Source organism: Micromonospora sp. NPDC051924 (assembly GCF_055586005.1).
On sequence record NZ_JBVJJA010000027.1, the window covers coordinates 91,663 to 107,282 of the forward strand.

The window sequence follows — 15,620 nt, forward strand, 5'->3', positions numbered from 1 at the left end:
TGGGTAGGCACGGTACAGTGCCGCCCATGCGGGCCGTCCTGGTGGTCAATCCGAAGGCCACCACCACCAGCGAGCGCAGCCGGGACGTCCTGGTCCGGGCGCTGCGCAGCGAAGTCGACCTGTCGGTGCGGTACACCCGCCGGCGGGGCCACGCCATGGACCTGGCCCGGGAGGCCGCCGAGGAGGGCGTCGACCTGGTGGTCTCGCTGGGCGGCGACGGCACGGTCAACGAGGTGGTGAACGGCCTGATGGCGGCCGAGCCGCCGACCTTCCGCACCGGGGACACCCCGGCGGAACGGTTACCGGCGCTGGCCACCGTGCCCGGCGGCTCGACCAACGTCTTCGCCCGCGCGCTCGGTCTGCCCCGGGAGTGGCCGGACGGCACCAGCATGATCCTGGAAGGGCTGCGGCTGGGCCGGTCGCGGACCATCGGCCTGGGCCGGGCGGACGACCGCTACTTCACCTTCTGCGCCGGGTTCGGCATCGACGCGGCGGTGATCCGGCGGGTGGAGCAGGCCCGCAAGCGCGGCCGGGTGTCCACGCCGGCGCTCTACTTCCGCTCCACGGCGGCCCAGTACTTCGTCGGCTCGGACCGGCGGCACCCCGCCATCATGCTGGAACGGCCGGGTGAGCCCGCCGAGGCGGAGCTGGCCACGGTCATCATCCAGAACACCGCGCCGTGGACGTACCTGGGCGAGCGGGAGATCAATCCCAACCCGGAGGCGTCGTTCGATCTCGGGCTGGACGTGCTGGCGATGCGGCAGCTCAAGGTGGCGAGCACGGCACGCACGGTCACCCAGTTCTTCTCCCGTACCCCGGATCCGCACGGCAAGCAGGTGCTGCGGCTGCACGACGTGGCCGAGTTCACCCTGCTCGCGGCCCGTCCGCAGGCGTTCCAGCTCGACGGGGACTACCTGGGCGAGCGGGAGAAAGTTAGATTCACGTCCGTTCCGGCCGCACTGAGAGTAATCTGCTAGGTCTCGGGTACTGCCGTCGGTTGACGCGGTGACCCACCGCACTCCTGCGGGGGCACGCCACACCGAAGGGAAGGTGCCGGAAATGTCAGCAATGTCACGCGGACTCTACTATATTGATTCTCGACTGTGGTACGCCGGGTAACCAGAGCGCTCTGAAACCCGGACAAATGGGTGGTGAGCCCGCTCACTGTTCGGAGTTTTTCCGAGCGCCACCCTTGACATCGGCGTAGTTCGTGAAAGTATTCACAAGCGAACTTGTGTTACCGGGACATTGCCTGGATATGCTCGGCAGGTTGAGCTGTTCCAGCAGGTCCCGGGGCCCCGCAGCCTGCTCACGCAGCGCCGAATTGACGGATGCTGACCGTCACTGATCGGCAATGCGGACGCATATAGGAATAGCAACGAAGCGTTATCTGGCCACCCACAAAGAATGAGGAGTGTTGCCGCCATGGACTGGCGCCACGATGCCGTCTGCCGCGACGAGGACCCGGAGCTGTTCTTCCCGATCGGGACGTCCGGTCCGGCCCTCCTGCAGGTGGAGCAGGCCAAGGCCGTCTGCCGGCGCTGCTCGGTGACCGACCAGTGCCTGCAGTGGGCGCTGGAGTCCGGTCAGGACGCCGGCGTCTGGGGCGGGATGAGCGAGGAGGAGCGCCGCGCGGTGAAGCGCCGCGGCGGTCTCCGGGTGCTGCGCGCTCACTCCGCCTGATCGCACCACAGCTACACGCCCCGACCGGGTCCACCCGTCGGGGCGTTCTGCTGTCCGGAACCATGACGTCCGGGTACCCCGTCGCCGCCCTTCTTGATCATCGGGAGGGCGGCGACGCCCGTCACAGCGACGCCCAGCCGGCGGTGGTGGCATCCACCCGCCGGAGCACCAGGTCGGCGAGCTCCGGCAGATCGGTGAGCGGGTCGGCGACCGCCACCGCGCCGGCCTCCCGCGCCCCCGCCACCACGCCGTCGTGGAACAGGCCCGGCGCGAGGAAGTAGGCGGCCACCGCGACCCGGACCGCCCCGCCCGCCCGCAGCTTCGCCACCGCCACCCCGGCCGCCGGCGGCGCCGCCGAGGCGTACGACACGCGGCAGCGGACGCCCAGCGCGCTGCCCAGGGCCGCCGCGACCCGACCCACCGAGCACCGCGCCCGGGCGTCCCGGGTGCCGGCGGCGGCCAGCACCACCGCGTCGTACCCCCCGGGATGCGCCTCGGTCAGCCGGCGGCGCAGCCCGGCCAGCAGGCCCGCGTCCACCGACCCGTCGGCAGGCCCCAGCACCCCGGTGACCCGCACGTCGATCGCCGCGCCCGCGGCGGCCACGGCGGCGGGGATGTCGACCTTCCGGTGGTACGCGGCGGTCAGCAGCAGCGGCACCAGCACCGCCCGGGGGTGGCCGGCGGCGGCGAGTTCCCCCAGCGCGGCGGCCGGCCCCGGCTCGGTGTGGTCCAGCCAGCTCGGCAGCACCGGGGCGCCCGGACGGGCGGCCGCCACGGCCCGGGCCAGCGCCCGGGTCGCCTCGGCCGCCCGTGGGTCACGACTGCCGTGGGCGACCAGCACCACGGGTGGCGCGGTCAGGTGTGCAGGCCGCACTCGGTCTTCTCGAACATGGCCCACCGGCCCGCCCGCGGGTCCTCTCCCGCCTTCGTACGGCGGGTGCAGGGCCAGCAGCCGATCGAGCCGTAGCCGCGGCTGAACAGCTCGTTGACCGGGATGTCGTAGCGGGCGATGTAGGCGTCCACGTCCCGCTGGGTCCAGGCGGCGATCGGGTTCACCTTGACCTTGCCGCGCCGGGCGTCGAAGGCGACCACCGGGGTGTTGGCCCGGGTGGGCGACTCGTCCCGGCGCAGCCCGGCGGCCCAGGCGTCGTACCCGGTCAGCGCCCGCTCCAGCGGTTCCACCTTGCGCAGCTGGCAGCACTCGTCCGGGGAACGGTTGAACAGGCGGGGCCCGTACTGGCCGTCCTGCTGGCCGACGGTCATCCGGGGCCGGATCGAGCGCACGTTCACCGGCAGCCGCCGGGCCACCTCGTCGCGGACCTTGAGCGTCTCCGGGAAGTGCAGCCCGGTGTCCAGGAAGACCACGTCGACGCCGGGCGCGACCCGGGAGACCAGGTGCGCCACCACCCCGTCGGCCATCGAGCTGGTCACGCAGAACCGGTCGCCGAAGGTCTCGGCGGCCCACCCGGCGATCTCCAGCGCCGGGGCGCCCTCCAGCTCCCGGCCGGCCTCCTCGGCCAGCGCGCGCAGCTCCTCCGGGTCACGCCGGGCCGGGTCGGCCGGGGTCGGGCCGCCCGGCCCGACCAGGCCGAGGTTCGTGGCGGATGTCAGGTTCACCGGGCCACCCCCTTGCTGAGCAGACCGGTGAACTTCACGCTGAACGCCCGGGCGCACGCGTGGCACTCCCATACGCCGTGCCCGGCCTCGCTCGGCCGCAGGTCCTCCTCCCCGCAGTACGGGCAGTACAGAGGTACGGATCGGCTCTCGCTCATCGCAGTTCCTCCTCGTCGACCCTGATCACCCAGTTGGCGAAGGCCTCGCCCTCGCTCCGGCCGGCCAGGTAGCGGCGGGCCAGTCGTTCCACGTACTCCGGAAGCTCCTCGGCGGTGGTCTTCAGGCCGCGCAGCTTGCGACCGAACCCGGCGGTCTGCCCCTGCGCCATGCCGAGGCCGCCGCCGAGGTGCACCTGGAAGCCCTCCACCTGGCGGCCGTCCGGCCCCACCACCAGCTGGCCCTTGAGGCCGATGTCGGCGACCTGCGTGCGGGCGCAGGCGTTCGGGCAGCCGTTGAGGTGGATGGAGATGTCGGCGTCGAAGTCGCGCAGCCGCTCCTCCAGCCGGGCCACCAGCTCCTCGCCCCGCCGCTTGGTCTCGACGATGGCCAGCTTGCAGAACTCGATGCCGGTGCAGGCCATGGTGCCGCGCCGCCAGGCCGACGGCCGGGCCTCCAGGCCGATCGCGCGCAGCTCCGCCACCAGCGAGTCGGTCCGGTCCGGCGCCACGTCCAGCACCAGCAGCTTCTGGTACGGGGTGAGCCGCACCCGGTCGCTGCCGTGCGCCTCGACCACGTCGGCGAGCCGGGCCAGCTGCGGACCGGAGATCCGGCCCACCACCGGGGCGGCCCCGACGTAGTGGCGACCGTCCCGCTGCGGGTGCACGCCGATGTGGTCGATCGGCTTGGCCGGCAGGTCGGCGGCCGGGCCGTCGAGCAGAGTCCGGCCCAGGTACTCCTTTTCCAACACCTCGCGGAACTTCTCCACGCCCCAGTCCGCGACCAGGAACTTCAACCGGGCCCGGTTGCGCAGCCGGCGGTATCCGTAGTCCCGGAAGATGCCGACCACGCCCGCCCAGACGTCCGGTACCTCGGCCAGCGGCACCCAGACCCCGAGCCGCTTGGCCAGCATCGGATTGGTGGAGAGGCCGCCGCCGACCCAGAGGTCGAAGCCGGGGCCGTGCTCCGGGTGCTCGACGCCGAGGAACGCGATGTCGTTCGCCTCGTACGGGGTGTCGACCAGCCAGGAGATCGAGGACTTGAACTTGCGGGGCAGGTTGGAGAACTGCTTGTCACCGACGTACCGGCGGACGATCTCGTCGATCGCCGGCGTCGGGTCGAGCACCTCGTCCCGGGCCACTCCGGCGACCGGGCTCCCCAGCACGATGCGCGGGCAGTCGCCGCACGCCTCAGTGGTCTGGAGGCCGACCTCCTCCAGCCGGCGCCAGATCTCCGGCATGTCCTCGACCCGGATCCAGTGGAACTGGATGTTCTGCCGGTCGGTGATGTCGGCGGTGTCCCGGGCGAACTCGCGGGAGATGCCGGCGATCACGCGGAGCTGGGCCAGGTTGAGCTGGCCGCCGTCCACCCGGACCCGGAGCATGAAGAATTCGTCCTCCAGCTCGTGCGGCTCCAGCACGGCGGTACGCCCGCCGTCGATGCCCGCCTTGCGCTGGGTGTAGAGGCCCCACCAGCGGAACCGGCCGCGCAGGTCCTGCGGGTCGATCGAGGCGAAGCCCCGGTGCGCGTAGATGTTCTCGATCCGGGCCCGGACGTTCAGCGGGTCGTCGTCCTTCTTGATCCGCTCGTTGGCGTTGAGCGGCTCACGGTGGCCGAGCGCCCACTGGCCCTCACCGCGGGGCCGGCGGGGGGCCCGCGTAGCGGGCGGAGCCTCGGAGCGGGTGGGGGTGCTGCTGACCGCCATCGCGGCGTCCTCCGTTGTCTGCTGTGCCTGGGAGCGCGGACGCGACGGCCGGCCCTGATGCAACAAGGGCCGTGGACGGCGATGTCGGTGACGGCCGGCGCGGGAGCGCGCCCGAGACAGATGGGTCGGGCGTCGTCAGTGGGCCGGACAGATCGCGCTGCGCACGCGGCCGTAATCGACGTGGCGGCGGGCCACGAAGCGGCGGACGACAGCGGCGGTCATGGCTGACATGCTCCCACACCACGGGCGCCCCGGCCAACGAGCGCGGATGTGATCCCACATCACGGGCGACCCGGCACGGCATCGACCGTGATCGGCTCGGCCTGCGGCCACCCGCGGCATCGACGCCACGAGCGCACGAGGTTGCGGCAACCCGGGGCCTCGACGGGCCTCGACAGAACGACTTGCGGCAACCCGAGGGGGCCGACGGGCCGGGAATCGCCGGACCGGCCCGTCGGACGGGGCCGCTGTGTGACGCTGCGAAACGTGAGCGAAGCGTCGGATTCCGGACCTGCCGGCGGCGGCCGGACGTGGCTGGTCCGGCTGACGCCGGCGCTGCTCACGCTGGTGGTCACGCTCGCCGGCATCGGGCACGCCCAGCTCTGGCGGGACGAACTGGCCACCTGGAGCGCCGCCACCCGACCGGTCCGGGACCTGGTCCGGCTGGCCGGCACCATCGACGCCGCGACCGGGCCGTACTACCTCTTCATGCACGGCTGGACCGCGCTCTTCGGCACCTCCCCGACCGCGCTGCGGCTGCCCTCCGCGCTGGCCATGGCCGCGGCCGCCGGGCTCACCGCCCGGCTCGGCGAGCGGCTGGCCGGCGCCCGGGTCGGGCTGCTCGCCGGCCTGCTCTTCGCCGTCCTCCCCGGCACCTCCCGGTACGGCCAGGAGGCCCGCCCGTACGCGCTCGCCACCCTGCTCGCCGCGCTCGCCACCGTGCTGCTGGTCGAGGCGCTGCGCCGGCCGACGTGGCGACGCTGGACCGGGTACGCGGTCGTCGCCGCCGCCCTCGGGCTGACCCACCTGATCGCCGTGACCCTGCTCGTCGCGCACGGGATCGTGGTGCTGCTGACGTCCTGGCGCGGCCCGCCGGCCACCGGCCTCGCCGGCCCCGCGTGCCCCGGCACCCCACCGGCCAGCGAGCCGGCGGCCACACGCGAACCAGCAGCCAGCGGGCCGGCGGCCACACGCGAACCAGCGGCCAGCCGCGAACCGGTGGCCGGCGGCGGGCCGTTGGGGGGCCAGGCGGCGGACGACGGGCGCGCCCACCGGGGCCTGCTCTGGCGGTGGCTGGTGGCGATGCTGCCCGTCGTGCTGCTGGTCGCGCCGCTGGTGCTGCTGGCTCGGGGGCAACGGTCCCGGCAGCTCAACTGGGTGGATCTCGCCCACCTGGCCGACCTGGCGGCGCTGCCCGGCGGGGTGGCGCAGAGCGGGGTGGTCGGCGGGCTGCTGGTCGGCCTCGCCGCGCTGGGGGCGGGCCGGCTCGGCCGGCGGGCGTTGCTGCCGGGGGCCGCGGTCCTCCTCCCCGCGCTGCTGCTCTTCGCGGCCGGAACGAGGGTGCCGCTCTGGGTGAACCGCTACCTGTTCTTCACGATCCCGTTCGCCTGCCTGCTGGCCGGGGTCGCGCTGGCCGGCGTACGCCTGGTGCCGGCGCTGGCCGTGGTGACCCTGGCCGGCCTGCTGGGCCTGCCCGACCAGGCCGCGCTGCGCCGCACCCACGAGTGGCCACGCACCGCTCCGGTCGACTACGCGGGCGCGGCCCAAGTGATCGCCGAGCACGAGCAGCCGGGCGACGGGATCGTCTACTCGCCCCGGCAGAGCTGGCTCTTCCTCGACCTGGGAATGGCGTACCACCTGGGGGCGCGCCGGCCCCGCGACGTGCTGCTGGTCCGCGACCAGCGGCAGCGCGCGGACCTCTGGGCCGGCGAGTGCGAGCGGCCGGCGGACTGCCTGACCGGTGCGCCGCGGCTGTGGCTGGTGGTCTCCGGCCGACACGCCGACCCCCTGTCGGCCGTCCCCGGCGCCAAGGGGGCCGCCCTGCGCGACTCCTTCACCACCCGCCAGGTCTGGCCCCGACCCGGCCTGACGGTCGCCCTCCTCACCCGCCGCTGACGCCACCCCCGCGCCCGCGCCGCCCCGGCAAGATCCGCACCACCTCCGGGAAGTTGGTGCCTCCACGGGCCGCCGACACCCCAACTTCCGGGAAGTCGCGCCAAGCAACCACCGTGGCGGACGTCAGGGGGTGAGGCGGTCGGTGGTGGGGGTGCGGGCGAGGGGGACGACGAGGACGGCTTCGGTGCCGCCGGCGGCGCCGTTGCGCAGCTCGATGGTGCCGCGCAGCTCCCCGGTGACCAGGGCCCGGACGATCTGCAGGCCGAGGTTGCCGCCCCGCTCGGCGTCGAACTGCTCGGGCAGGCCACGCCCGTTGTCGGCGACGGTGACGTGCAGCTGCTTGCGCAACCGGTGCGCGGAGACCACCACCTCGGGTTCCGTCGCCTCCGCCGGCCGGGCCGGGCCCTCCTCGCCGGCCGGCGGGAAGCCGTGCTCGACGGCGTTGAGCAGCAGCTCGTTGAGGATCATCACGAGCGAGGTGGCGATCTCGGCGGGCAGTACGCCGAAGCTGCCCTGCCGGCGCATGCCGACGGACACCTCGGTGGCGGCGACCTCGGTGGCCGCGCTGGCCACCCGGTCGACGATGCCGTCGAACTCGACCGCCTCGTCGCTGGACATGGAGAGCGTCTCGTGGACCAGCGCGATCGAGGCGACCCGGCGTACCGACTCCTCCAGGGCGACCCGGGCCTCGGGCATGGCCACCCGGCGGGCCTGGAGGCGGAGCAACGCGGCGACGGTCTGCAGGTTGTTCTTCACCCGGTGGTGGATCTCCCGGATGGTGGCGTCCTTGGTGATCAGGGCGCGGTCGCGGCGGCGTACCTCGGTGATGTCGCGGACCAGGACCAGGGCGCCGATCGGCACACCGGCGGGCATCAGCGGCAGCGCCCGGGTGAGCATGGTGGCGCCGCGGGCGTCGATCTCCCGGCGGGGCGGGGCCTCGCCGCGCAGCGCAGCCAGCACGGCGTTGCCCGCGTCGGTGCCCTCCAGGGGGTCGCCGGCCAGCCGGCGGTGCAGCTTGGCCAGGTCCTCCCCCACCAGGTGGGAGGCGTAGCCCAACCGGCGGTACGCGGACTGCGCGTTCGGGCTGGCGTAGGTGACCTTGCCGTTGGCGTCGAGCCGGACCAGGCCGTCCCCGACCCGGGGCGCGGAGGTGGTCTCGCCCGGGTGCCGGGGCGGCGGGAAGGTCCCGTCGGCGATCATCTGGGCCAGGTCGTCGGCGGTGGTCAGGTAGTTGAGTTCGAGCTGGCTGGGCGTCCGCGCGGTGGAGAGGTTGGTGTCCCGGCCGACCACCGCGATGACCTCGCCGGCCTCCCCCTCGCTGGTACGCAGCCGGACCGGGATCGCCTCGTGCCGGGCGGGCACGTCGCCGTACCAGACCGGGTCGCCCTCGCGCCAGATCCGGCCCTGCCGGTGGGCGACCTCGAGGTGTGCCACCTCCGGCCCGCCGACGATGCGACCGACCTGGTCGTCGAGGTACGCGGTCGGCGCGGTCGTCGGGCGGACCTGGGCCACGCAGAGGAAGGTGCCGTCCCCGTCCACCGGCACCCAGAGCAGCAGATCGGCGAAGGACAGGTCGGACAGCAACTGCCAGTCGCCGGCGATCCGGTGCAGGTGGTCGATGTCGGCCGGGCGGAGCTGGGTGTGCTCCTCGGCGAGGTCACGGAGGGTGGACACGCTGACCAGGGTGCCACGCCGGCCCTCACATCGTCGCCGTGACCTTCTTCAACCCGCGCGGGGCGTCCGGGTCCTCACCCCGGGCCAGGGCCAGGGCGAGGGCGAGCCGCTGCAGCGGGAGGATGTCCAGCAGCGGGGCGTACCGCTCGTCGACCTCGGGGACGGCCATCCTCGCGGTCGCCTCGACGTCGGCGGAGCCGACCACCAGCACGTCGGCGCGGCGCTCGCCGAGCCGGGGCAGCACCTCGCGCATCGACTGCCCGCCCGGGCCGGAGCCGACCACGGCCAGCACCGGCACGTCCGGGTCGGTCATGGCGAGCGGGCCGTGCAGCAGGTCGGCCCCGGAGAAGGCGAGCGCCGGCAGGTACGAGGTCTCCATCAGCTTCAGCGCCGCCTCCCGGGCGGTCGGGTACGCGTACCCCCGGCCGGTGGTGACGAGCTGGGCGGCGAACCGGTAGCGCGGCGCGAGCCGGGCCGGGGTGTCGTCGGACAGAGTGCGTTCGGCCAGCTCGGGCAGGCGGGCGAGGGCGGCCCGCTCCTCGGCGGGGAGCACGCCGTCGCCGGCGCGCACCCCCTCGACGAGCATCAGCAGCGCGAGCAGCTCGGCGGTGTACGTCTTGGTCGCGGCGACCGCCCGCTCGTGCCCGGCGGCGATGTCCACGCTCAGCTCGGCGGTGGCGACCAGCGGCGAGTCGGGGTTGTTGGTGACGGCGAGGGTGAGCGCGCCGGACTCGCGGGCCACTCGCAGCACCTCGGCCAGGTCGGGCGAGCCGCCGCTCTGGCTGACCCCGACGACGAGGGCTTCGGAGAGGTCGGGCCGGGCGCCGAAGACGGTGACGGCGCTCGGCGAGGCGAGGCCGGCGGGCAGGCCGAGCCGGATCTCGGTCAGGTACGCCGCGTAGAGCGCCGCGTGGTCGGAGGTGCCCCGGGCGGTGAACACCACGTGGCGGGGCCGACGCTCCGCGATCACCGCCGCGACCCGGGCGATGGCCCCGGCGTGCTCGGCGGAGAGCAACCGCTCGTAACCGGCCGGCTGCTCGTCGATGTCGGCAGCCATGCCGACCCCTGGACGCGTCACTGAGACCCCCTCCTGCGCGATTCCCGCGCGTTCCGTGCTCAGTCTTGCACCGTTGAGCCGTAGCGGGCAATGGAACGAACAGTAGTGCGCAGTTGATCACCATCGCGGTTCGTGATCCCCTAGGCTTGCCCGGCCGGCCAACCACCACCCGGAGACAACGACGTGCCCGAGGACGACCCCGCGCTCTCCGCCGAGGAGGAGCTCGCGCTCGCTCGGCTCGCGCTGGCCGACGGGGAACTGGCGCACGCCGCCGGCCACGTCGCCGCCGCCCTGGTCCAGGCCCCGACGCTGCCTGAGGTGCACGAGACGCTGGCCCGGGTGAACGCGGCCAGCGGCGGGGACCTGGACCTCTTCCCGCTCGGCCACCACGCGTACGTGGGCGCGGTGGTGGCCCGCGCCCACCTGCTCGCCGCCGCCGGCCGCCCCGCCGAGGGGCTCGACCTGCTCGCCGCGGCCAGCGGCTACGCACCCGGCGCGGACTGGGCCGGGGTGCCCTGGGTGACCGCCCCCGAGCTGCCCGAACGGCTCGACCCCGAACGCGCCGCACGGATCCTCATGCAGATCTGCGCGGCGGTACCCGACCCGGTCCCCCGCCGGCTGCGCGACCCGCTCCGGCCGTACCTCGCCCTCGCGCGCAACGCGGTCACCGTGCACCGCGGGCACCCGCTGCTGCTCGGCGCGGCGTCCGCGCTGGCCCGCCGGCTCGGCGAGGTCGCCCTCGCCGTCACCTGGGCCGCCCGGGGGGTACGCGCACAGCCCACCAAGCTCGGCGAGGTCTGGCTCGGGTACGCGTACCGCAGCGCCGGCCGGACCCGGGACGCCCTCGCCGCGCTCGGCCGGGCCGTCGCGCTCGACCCCGACGACCTGGCCGTCTACGCCGACATCGCCGGCACCCTGGCCGACAACGGCCGGCTCGACGAGGCGCTGGACTGGATCGACCGGGCCCTGGCCAAGGACCCGACCTTCGACTGCGCGGTGCACACCGCGCAGCGGCTGCGCTTCCAGCGCGACGGGGACGTCGCGCACCTGGTGGCGCTGGCCGACTTCGTCCGGGACCACCCGGACGACAGCCACGAGCACGGCGACCTGGCCGAGTGCTGCCGTGGCCGCCCCTGGCTCGGCCAGGTGACGCCGGCCGGCGGGCCGGTGCTGGACGCGCTGCGCGCGGCCCTCGGCGGGGAGGGTCGCGCCCCACTCGCCGTACGCCTGGACGCCCTGGAACCACCGAGCGCCATGCGGACCGCGGCGGCGGCCGCCCCCGGACTGGACGTCGAGGTGGCGGCGGTGGCCGACCCGGACCCCCGGGAACCCCGACGGGCCACCACCTGCCAGCTCTGGCGCTACGAGGGCACCACCGCCGCGCCCACCCTGCCGACGCCGTCCACCGCGGCGGCGGATCGGATCCGGCAGCTCGCCCATCCGGCCTGGCCGCACCCGCCGGCCGCGTACGACGCCGCGGTGGGACTGGCCACCCTGGAGCTGGCCGACCTGCTCGGCCTGCTGGTGCACCCACCCGAGGCACCGACCACCGCGCTGGGCCGGGTGCTGTCCGGCCAGGACCCGTCGCTCTGGGTGCGCTGCGTGCAGGTCTGGGCCTGCCTGGGCCTGCTGCACCACCGCACCGACGAGCCGTGGGCCGGGTCCACCCGCCGCCGGGTGCTGCTGGAGCTGGTCTGGGGCGTGGAGGACTGGATCACCGAGGCCGCCCTCTTCGCCCTGGTCACCGCGGCCTGGGTCGACCCCGCCGTACGCCCCGACGTGGCCGGGGTGGTGGCCGAGCGGCTGGCCGACGTGGCGGCCGTGGCGCGCGAGCGCCCGGTGCCGATCGCCACCTCGCTGGCCTACCTGTCGCTGGCCACCCCGGACCTCGACCCGCAGACCCGCGCCCTGGCCCACATCCTGATCGCCGGCCCCATCGCCGACGCGCCGGCCAGCCCCTGGCGCCGCCTCTGGCACCGCCTCCGCTCCCTCCTCCACCCCTGACCGCCCCGGCCTTCCCCGCGTCAGCGCGGTACGCCAACAACATCCCGAGGCAGTGGTCTCAGTGCGCCCGGGATGCCACGACTTCCCCGAAACTGTGCGGATCTTGACGGCGTTCAAGAGCGGGGCAGAAGACGGCGCGGCCACGCCGTACCCCGGGGTGGGGTGGCGTGGCCGCGCACGGAGGGTGGGTCAGGCGACGGGGGCCTTGCCGAGGGCGGCCTCCGCCTCGTCTTCCGGAGTGGCCGCGGCCGGGGGCTGGTTGGCCGTCCGGAGCGGGACCTCCTTGATGAACCAGGCGAGCACCGGCACCGCGACGGTGAAGAGCACCGCCCAGACGAAGACGTGGGAGATGCCGTCGGCCAGCGCGCCGAGGACGACCTCCCGCATCGGCCCAGTGAGCTGCTTGAGCTTCTCCAGGTCCAGGCCGCGGCCCTCGCCCGAGCCGCCGCTGAACGCGCCGCCGGCGGCCGAGGCGGCGAGCCGGTTGGCGAAGATCGCGCCGAAGAGCGAGATGCCGAACGAGCCTCCGATGGACCGGAAGAAGGTGGCCGCGCCGCTCGCCGCGCCCAGGTCCTTCTGCTCGACGCTGTTCTGCGCGATCAGCATCGAGGTCTGCATGAGGAAGCCCATGCCGACGCCGAGCACGATCATGTAGAGCGAGGACTCGACCTTGCTGGTGTTGACGTCGAGCCGGGTCAGCAGCCCAATGCCGACGGTCATCACCACGCCGCCGATGATCGGGAAGGCCCGGTAGCGGCCGGTCTTCGTGATCGCCCGGCCGACCGCCAGCGAGACCACCAGCATGCCGAACATCAGCGGCAGGAGCAGCAGGCCGCTGTTGGTGGCCGAGGCGCCCTGCACGGTCTGCTGGAACATCGGCAGGAAGTTCATCGCGCCGAACATGGCGAAGCCGAGCAGGAAGCCGATCACCGAGATCAGCGCGAAGTTGCGGTTGGCGAACAGCCCCAGCGGCAGGATCGGCTCGGGGGCCCGGCGCTCGACGAAGCCGAACATCGCCAGCGCCACCACGGCGAGCGCGGCGAGGCCGAGGATCTGCGGCGAGACCCAGTCGTACTCGTTGCCACCCCAGGTGGTGATCAGCACGATCGCGGTGATGCCGACCGAGAGCAGCCCGGCACCCAGCCAGTCGATCTTGTGTTCGGTGCGGTACTTCGGCAGGTGCATGGTGGTGGCGAGGACCAGCAGGGCCAGACCGCCCAGCGGCAGGTTGACGTAGAACGCCCAGCGCCAGGAGAGGTGGTCGGTGATGAAGCCGCCGACCAGCGGTCCGGCCACCATGGCAATGGCCATGATGCCGGCGATCATGCCCTGGTAGCGACCTCGCTCGCGGGGCGGCACCAGGTCACCGATGATCGCCATGACGCCGACCATCAGGCCGCCGGCGCCGAGACCCTGGACGGCCCGGAACGCGATCAGCTCGATCATGCCGTCCTCGACCCCGCCCAACATGGTGGAGCCGGACATGCCGCAGAGCGCGGAGCCGATCAGGAAGATGACCACCGAGGTGAGGAAGACGGCCTTGCGTCCGTAGAGGTCGCCCAGCTTGCCCCAGATCGGGGTGGAGACGGTGGTGCCCAGGACGTACGCGGTGACGACCCAGGTGAAGTGGTCGACGCCGCCGAACTCGCCGACGATCCGCGGCAGCGCGGTGCTGACGATCATGTTGTCGAGCATCGCGAGCATCATCGCGATCATCAGGCCGAACAGGACGACCCGGACGTTGGGTCGCACTGCCACCTGGGCTGGTTGACTCATGGGTAAGCTCCCCCGAAGATCTGTGACCGACTTACTTGCCGCCCGGCTAGTTACCTTACTAGCCGCACGGTAAGTTGGACAGCAGAAACCCGTCAAGCGAGATAGGTGGTAACGGTGAGGGAGAGCACAGGCGGCACGCGGCAGCGGATCCAGGCCGTCGCGCTGGAGCTCTTCACCGAGCAGGGGTACGAGAAGACCTCGCTTCGGGAGATCGCCGAGCGGCTCGGGGTGACCAAGGCCGCCCTCTACTACCACTTCAAGAGCAAGGACGAGATCGTCAACAGCTTCGTCGAGGACCGGCTGCGCCGGATGGACGAGCTGATCGAGTGGGCCGGCACCCAGCCCGCCACCCTGGCCACCCGGCGCACGCTGATCAGCCGGTACGCCGAAACCATGTTCGGCGGCGACCTGCCCTCGGTGATGCGCTTCTTCGAGCAGAACCAGACCGTGCTGAAGAGCCTCAGCGCCGGCATGCAGATGCGGGACCGGATGATGCGGCTGGCCAACGAGCTGTGCCGGGGCGACGAGTCGCCGCAGGCCCAGCTTCGCGCCGCGCTGACCCTGTTCGCCGTGCACAGCAGCTGGTTCGCGATCCGCGCCCCGCACATCACCGAGGACGAGCGCAAGAAGATCGCCCTGGACGTGGCGGACGAGCTGCTCGCGAAGATCGCCGACGAGGGCTGACCGGGCCACCCCCGCGCCGGCGGGTCAGCCGCGCGCCGGCAACTCCAGCCGCAGACCCAGCAGCTCCACGCCAGCCAGCGGGGACCAGTCCTTCTCCGGTGCCCGGACGAACCCGAGCCCCGCGTAGAGCCGGTGCGCGGCGACGGCCATGCCGCTGCGTACGCAGATCACCACCGCCGAGCAACCCAGCTCGGTGGCCCGGGCCACGCAGGCCCGGACGAGGGCCGCGCCGGCACCCCGACCCTGCGCGGCCGGGTCGACCGCGAGCATCCGGAACTCGGCCTCGCCCGGCCCGGAGAGTTCCGCGTACGGGGTGCCGGGCAGCACGAAGGTCACCGCCCCCAGCACCTCGCCGGTCGCCTCGTCTGCGGCGACCAGCACCTCACCCGTCTCCGCCCGGGTGGCCACGTCGGCCAGCACCGCGCCGTACCCGGTCCCGCCCTTGAGCTGGCCGTCCGCCTCGTACGCGGCCACGGTCAACCGGGCCACCGCGGGGTGGTCCGCCGGTTCCGCCCGGCGGACGACCAGGCCGGTCAACCGATCACCGCGATCAGGTCGCCGTCCTGTACGACGTCACCCTCGTTCACCGCGATCTGCTGCACGACGCCGTCGGACTCGGCGACCACCGGGATCTCCATCTTCATCGACTCCAGGATCACCAGCGTGTCCCCTTCGGACACCGTGTCCCCGGCCGACGCGACGACCTTCCAGACGTTCGCCACCATCTCGGCGCGGATCTCCTCGGCCATCCTCGGCCCTCCCTCTCCACCGGTGTGCCTGCGAACGGTATCCAATCATGGCCCGCGTCACCTTCGAACCCCTGGCTTTCCGCCCCCGCCGGACCCGGGCAGCCGTGGCCGGCACTAGCATCAGCGGGTCGGTCACCGCAACGCCGGTGGACCGGTACGCGACCTCGCCGCGCCCGCCGCGGCCGGATCCGTGACCAGCACAAGGAGGCAGAGCATGGCGAAGAAGGCCCGCAAGAAGAAGGCCCGCAAGAAGAGCAGCGCGAACCACGGCAAGCGCCCCAACTCCTGATCGCTCAGGGGCTGGAAACAGGGGTGGGGGGGGGGGGGGGGGGGGGGGGGGGGGGGGGGGGGGGGGGGGGGGGGGGGGGGGGGGGGGGGGGGGGGGGGGGGGGGGGGGGGGGGG

15 protein-coding genes are annotated in these 15,620 nt (G+C 73.6%); 6 read left to right on the forward strand and 9 right to left on the reverse strand.

Annotated features, from left to right (window positions below; translation table 11 throughout):
- Positions 1 to 26 precede the first annotated feature (26 nt).
- Positions 27 to 977, forward strand: a complete 951-nt coding sequence (locus ACZ6S5_RS21630) for a diacylglycerol/lipid kinase family protein (RefSeq protein ID WP_466003042.1) — start codon at positions 27 to 29, stop codon at positions 975 to 977.
- A gap of 448 nt (positions 978 to 1,425) precedes the next feature.
- Positions 1,426 to 1,683, forward strand: a complete 258-nt coding sequence (locus ACZ6S5_RS21635; RefSeq protein ID WP_466003044.1) for a WhiB family transcriptional regulator — start codon at positions 1,426 to 1,428, stop codon at positions 1,681 to 1,683.
- A gap of 121 nt (positions 1,684 to 1,804) precedes the next feature.
- Here the strand turns inward: ACZ6S5_RS21635 and ACZ6S5_RS21640 are convergent, their stop codons facing one another.
- From ACZ6S5_RS21640 to ACZ6S5_RS21655, 4 genes are read right to left on the reverse strand one after another with little or no spacing between them, the layout of a single operon-like run.
- On the reverse strand, positions 1,805 to 2,557 hold the full coding sequence (locus ACZ6S5_RS21640) for a sirohydrochlorin chelatase (RefSeq protein ID WP_466003046.1): 753 nt from the start codon (positions 2,555 to 2,557) through the stop codon (positions 1,805 to 1,807).
- Entirely contained in the window at positions 2,539 to 3,300 is a 762-nt protein-coding gene (locus ACZ6S5_RS21645; protein WP_466003048.1) for a phosphoadenylyl-sulfate reductase, read from the reverse strand. Before ACZ6S5_RS21645 ends, ACZ6S5_RS21640 begins: the two co-directional genes overlap by 19 nt.
- Positions 3,297 to 3,455, reverse strand: coding sequence for a hypothetical protein (locus ACZ6S5_RS21650; protein WP_466003050.1), 159 nt, complete (start codon positions 3,453 to 3,455; stop codon positions 3,297 to 3,299). Before ACZ6S5_RS21650 ends, ACZ6S5_RS21645 begins: the two co-directional genes overlap by 4 nt.
- Positions 3,452 to 5,158 (reverse strand): nitrite/sulfite reductase, encoded by a 1,707-nt coding sequence (locus tag ACZ6S5_RS21655; protein ID WP_466003052.1) that lies wholly within the window; start codon positions 5,156 to 5,158, stop codon positions 3,452 to 3,454. The genes ACZ6S5_RS21650 and ACZ6S5_RS21655 overlap by 4 nt, the downstream gene beginning before the upstream one ends.
- 486 nt (positions 5,159 to 5,644) lie before the next feature.
- Here ACZ6S5_RS21655 and ACZ6S5_RS21660 point away from each other — a divergent pair, with 486 nt between their 5' ends.
- Entirely contained in the window at positions 5,645 to 7,273 is a 1,629-nt protein-coding gene (locus ACZ6S5_RS21660) for a glycosyltransferase family 39 protein (RefSeq protein ID WP_466003054.1), read from the forward strand.
- A 123-nt stretch (positions 7,274 to 7,396) separates the two neighbouring features.
- On the opposite strand, the gene ACZ6S5_RS21665 is transcribed toward ACZ6S5_RS21660, so the two are convergent.
- A complete protein-coding gene (locus ACZ6S5_RS21665; protein WP_466003056.1) occupies positions 7,397 to 8,947 on the reverse strand; it encodes a sensor histidine kinase in 1,551 nt (516 codons plus the stop codon).
- Positions 8,948 to 8,972: 25 nt separating this feature from the next.
- Complete coding sequence (locus ACZ6S5_RS21670) at positions 8,973 to 10,004, reverse strand: SIS domain-containing protein (protein ID WP_466003058.1); 1,032 nt, start codon at positions 10,002 to 10,004, stop codon at positions 8,973 to 8,975.
- 183 nt (positions 10,005 to 10,187) lie between these two features.
- Here ACZ6S5_RS21670 and ACZ6S5_RS21675 point away from each other — a divergent pair, with 183 nt between their 5' ends.
- On the forward strand, positions 10,188 to 12,008 hold the full coding sequence (locus ACZ6S5_RS21675) for a tetratricopeptide repeat protein (RefSeq protein ID WP_466003060.1): 1,821 nt from the start codon (positions 10,188 to 10,190) through the stop codon (positions 12,006 to 12,008).
- Between the two features lie 189 nt (positions 12,009 to 12,197).
- Here the strand turns inward: ACZ6S5_RS21675 and ACZ6S5_RS21680 are convergent, their stop codons facing one another.
- Positions 12,198 to 13,784: an MDR family MFS transporter gene (locus tag ACZ6S5_RS21680; RefSeq protein WP_466003062.1), complete on the reverse strand. Its 1,587-nt coding sequence runs from the start codon at positions 13,782 to 13,784 to the stop codon at positions 12,198 to 12,200.
- Between the two features lie 114 nt (positions 13,785 to 13,898).
- Between ACZ6S5_RS21680 and ACZ6S5_RS21685 the strand changes: the two genes are divergently transcribed.
- On the forward strand, positions 13,899 to 14,468 hold the full coding sequence (locus ACZ6S5_RS21685; RefSeq protein WP_466003064.1) for a TetR/AcrR family transcriptional regulator: 570 nt from the start codon (positions 13,899 to 13,901) through the stop codon (positions 14,466 to 14,468).
- A gap of 24 nt (positions 14,469 to 14,492) precedes the next feature.
- On the opposite strand, the gene ACZ6S5_RS21690 is transcribed toward ACZ6S5_RS21685, so the two are convergent.
- Both ACZ6S5_RS21690 and ACZ6S5_RS21695 read right to left on the reverse strand, forming a co-directional pair.
- Positions 14,493 to 15,005 carry a GNAT family N-acetyltransferase gene (locus ACZ6S5_RS21690; RefSeq protein ID WP_466003066.1) on the reverse strand — a complete coding sequence of 171 codons (513 nt, stop codon included), beginning with the start codon at positions 15,003 to 15,005 and terminating at the stop codon, positions 14,493 to 14,495.
- Positions 15,002 to 15,217 (reverse strand): biotin/lipoyl-binding carrier protein, encoded by a 216-nt coding sequence (locus ACZ6S5_RS21695; RefSeq protein ID WP_073834949.1) that lies wholly within the window; start codon positions 15,215 to 15,217, stop codon positions 15,002 to 15,004. The genes ACZ6S5_RS21690 and ACZ6S5_RS21695 overlap by 4 nt, the downstream gene beginning before the upstream one ends.
- Before the next feature lie 214 nt (positions 15,218 to 15,431).
- Here ACZ6S5_RS21695 and ACZ6S5_RS21700 point away from each other — a divergent pair, with 214 nt between their 5' ends.
- Complete coding sequence (locus tag ACZ6S5_RS21700; protein ID WP_369752275.1) at positions 15,432 to 15,506, forward strand: 50S ribosomal protein bL37; 75 nt, start codon at positions 15,432 to 15,434, stop codon at positions 15,504 to 15,506.
- The last annotated feature ends 114 nt before the right edge of the window (positions 15,507 to 15,620 follow it).

What these genes read in the sequence shown, in the direction of transcription:
- ACZ6S5_RS21680 (WP_466003062.1), bottom strand. Translation starts at nt 13,784, where the DNA reads ATGAGTCAACCAGCCCAGGTGGCAGTGCGACCCAACGTCCGGGTCGTC.
- ACZ6S5_RS21655 (WP_466003052.1), bottom strand. Translation starts at nt 5,158, where the DNA reads ATGGCGGTCAGCAGCACCCCCACCCGCTCCGAGGCTCCGCCCGCTACG.
- ACZ6S5_RS21630 (WP_466003042.1), top strand. Translation starts at nt 27, where the DNA reads ATGCGGGCCGTCCTGGTGGTCAATCCGAAGGCCACCACCACCAGCGAG.
- ACZ6S5_RS21650 (WP_466003050.1), bottom strand. Translation starts at nt 3,455, where the DNA reads ATGAGCGAGAGCCGATCCGTACCTCTGTACTGCCCGTACTGCGGGGAG.
- ACZ6S5_RS21670 (WP_466003058.1), bottom strand. Translation starts at nt 10,004, where the DNA reads ATGGCTGCCGACATCGACGAGCAGCCGGCCGGTTACGAGCGGTTGCTC.
- ACZ6S5_RS21695 (WP_073834949.1), bottom strand. Translation starts at nt 15,217, where the DNA reads ATGGCCGAGGAGATCCGCGCCGAGATGGTGGCGAACGTCTGGAAGGTC.
- ACZ6S5_RS21635 (WP_466003044.1), top strand. Translation starts at nt 1,426, where the DNA reads ATGGACTGGCGCCACGATGCCGTCTGCCGCGACGAGGACCCGGAGCTG.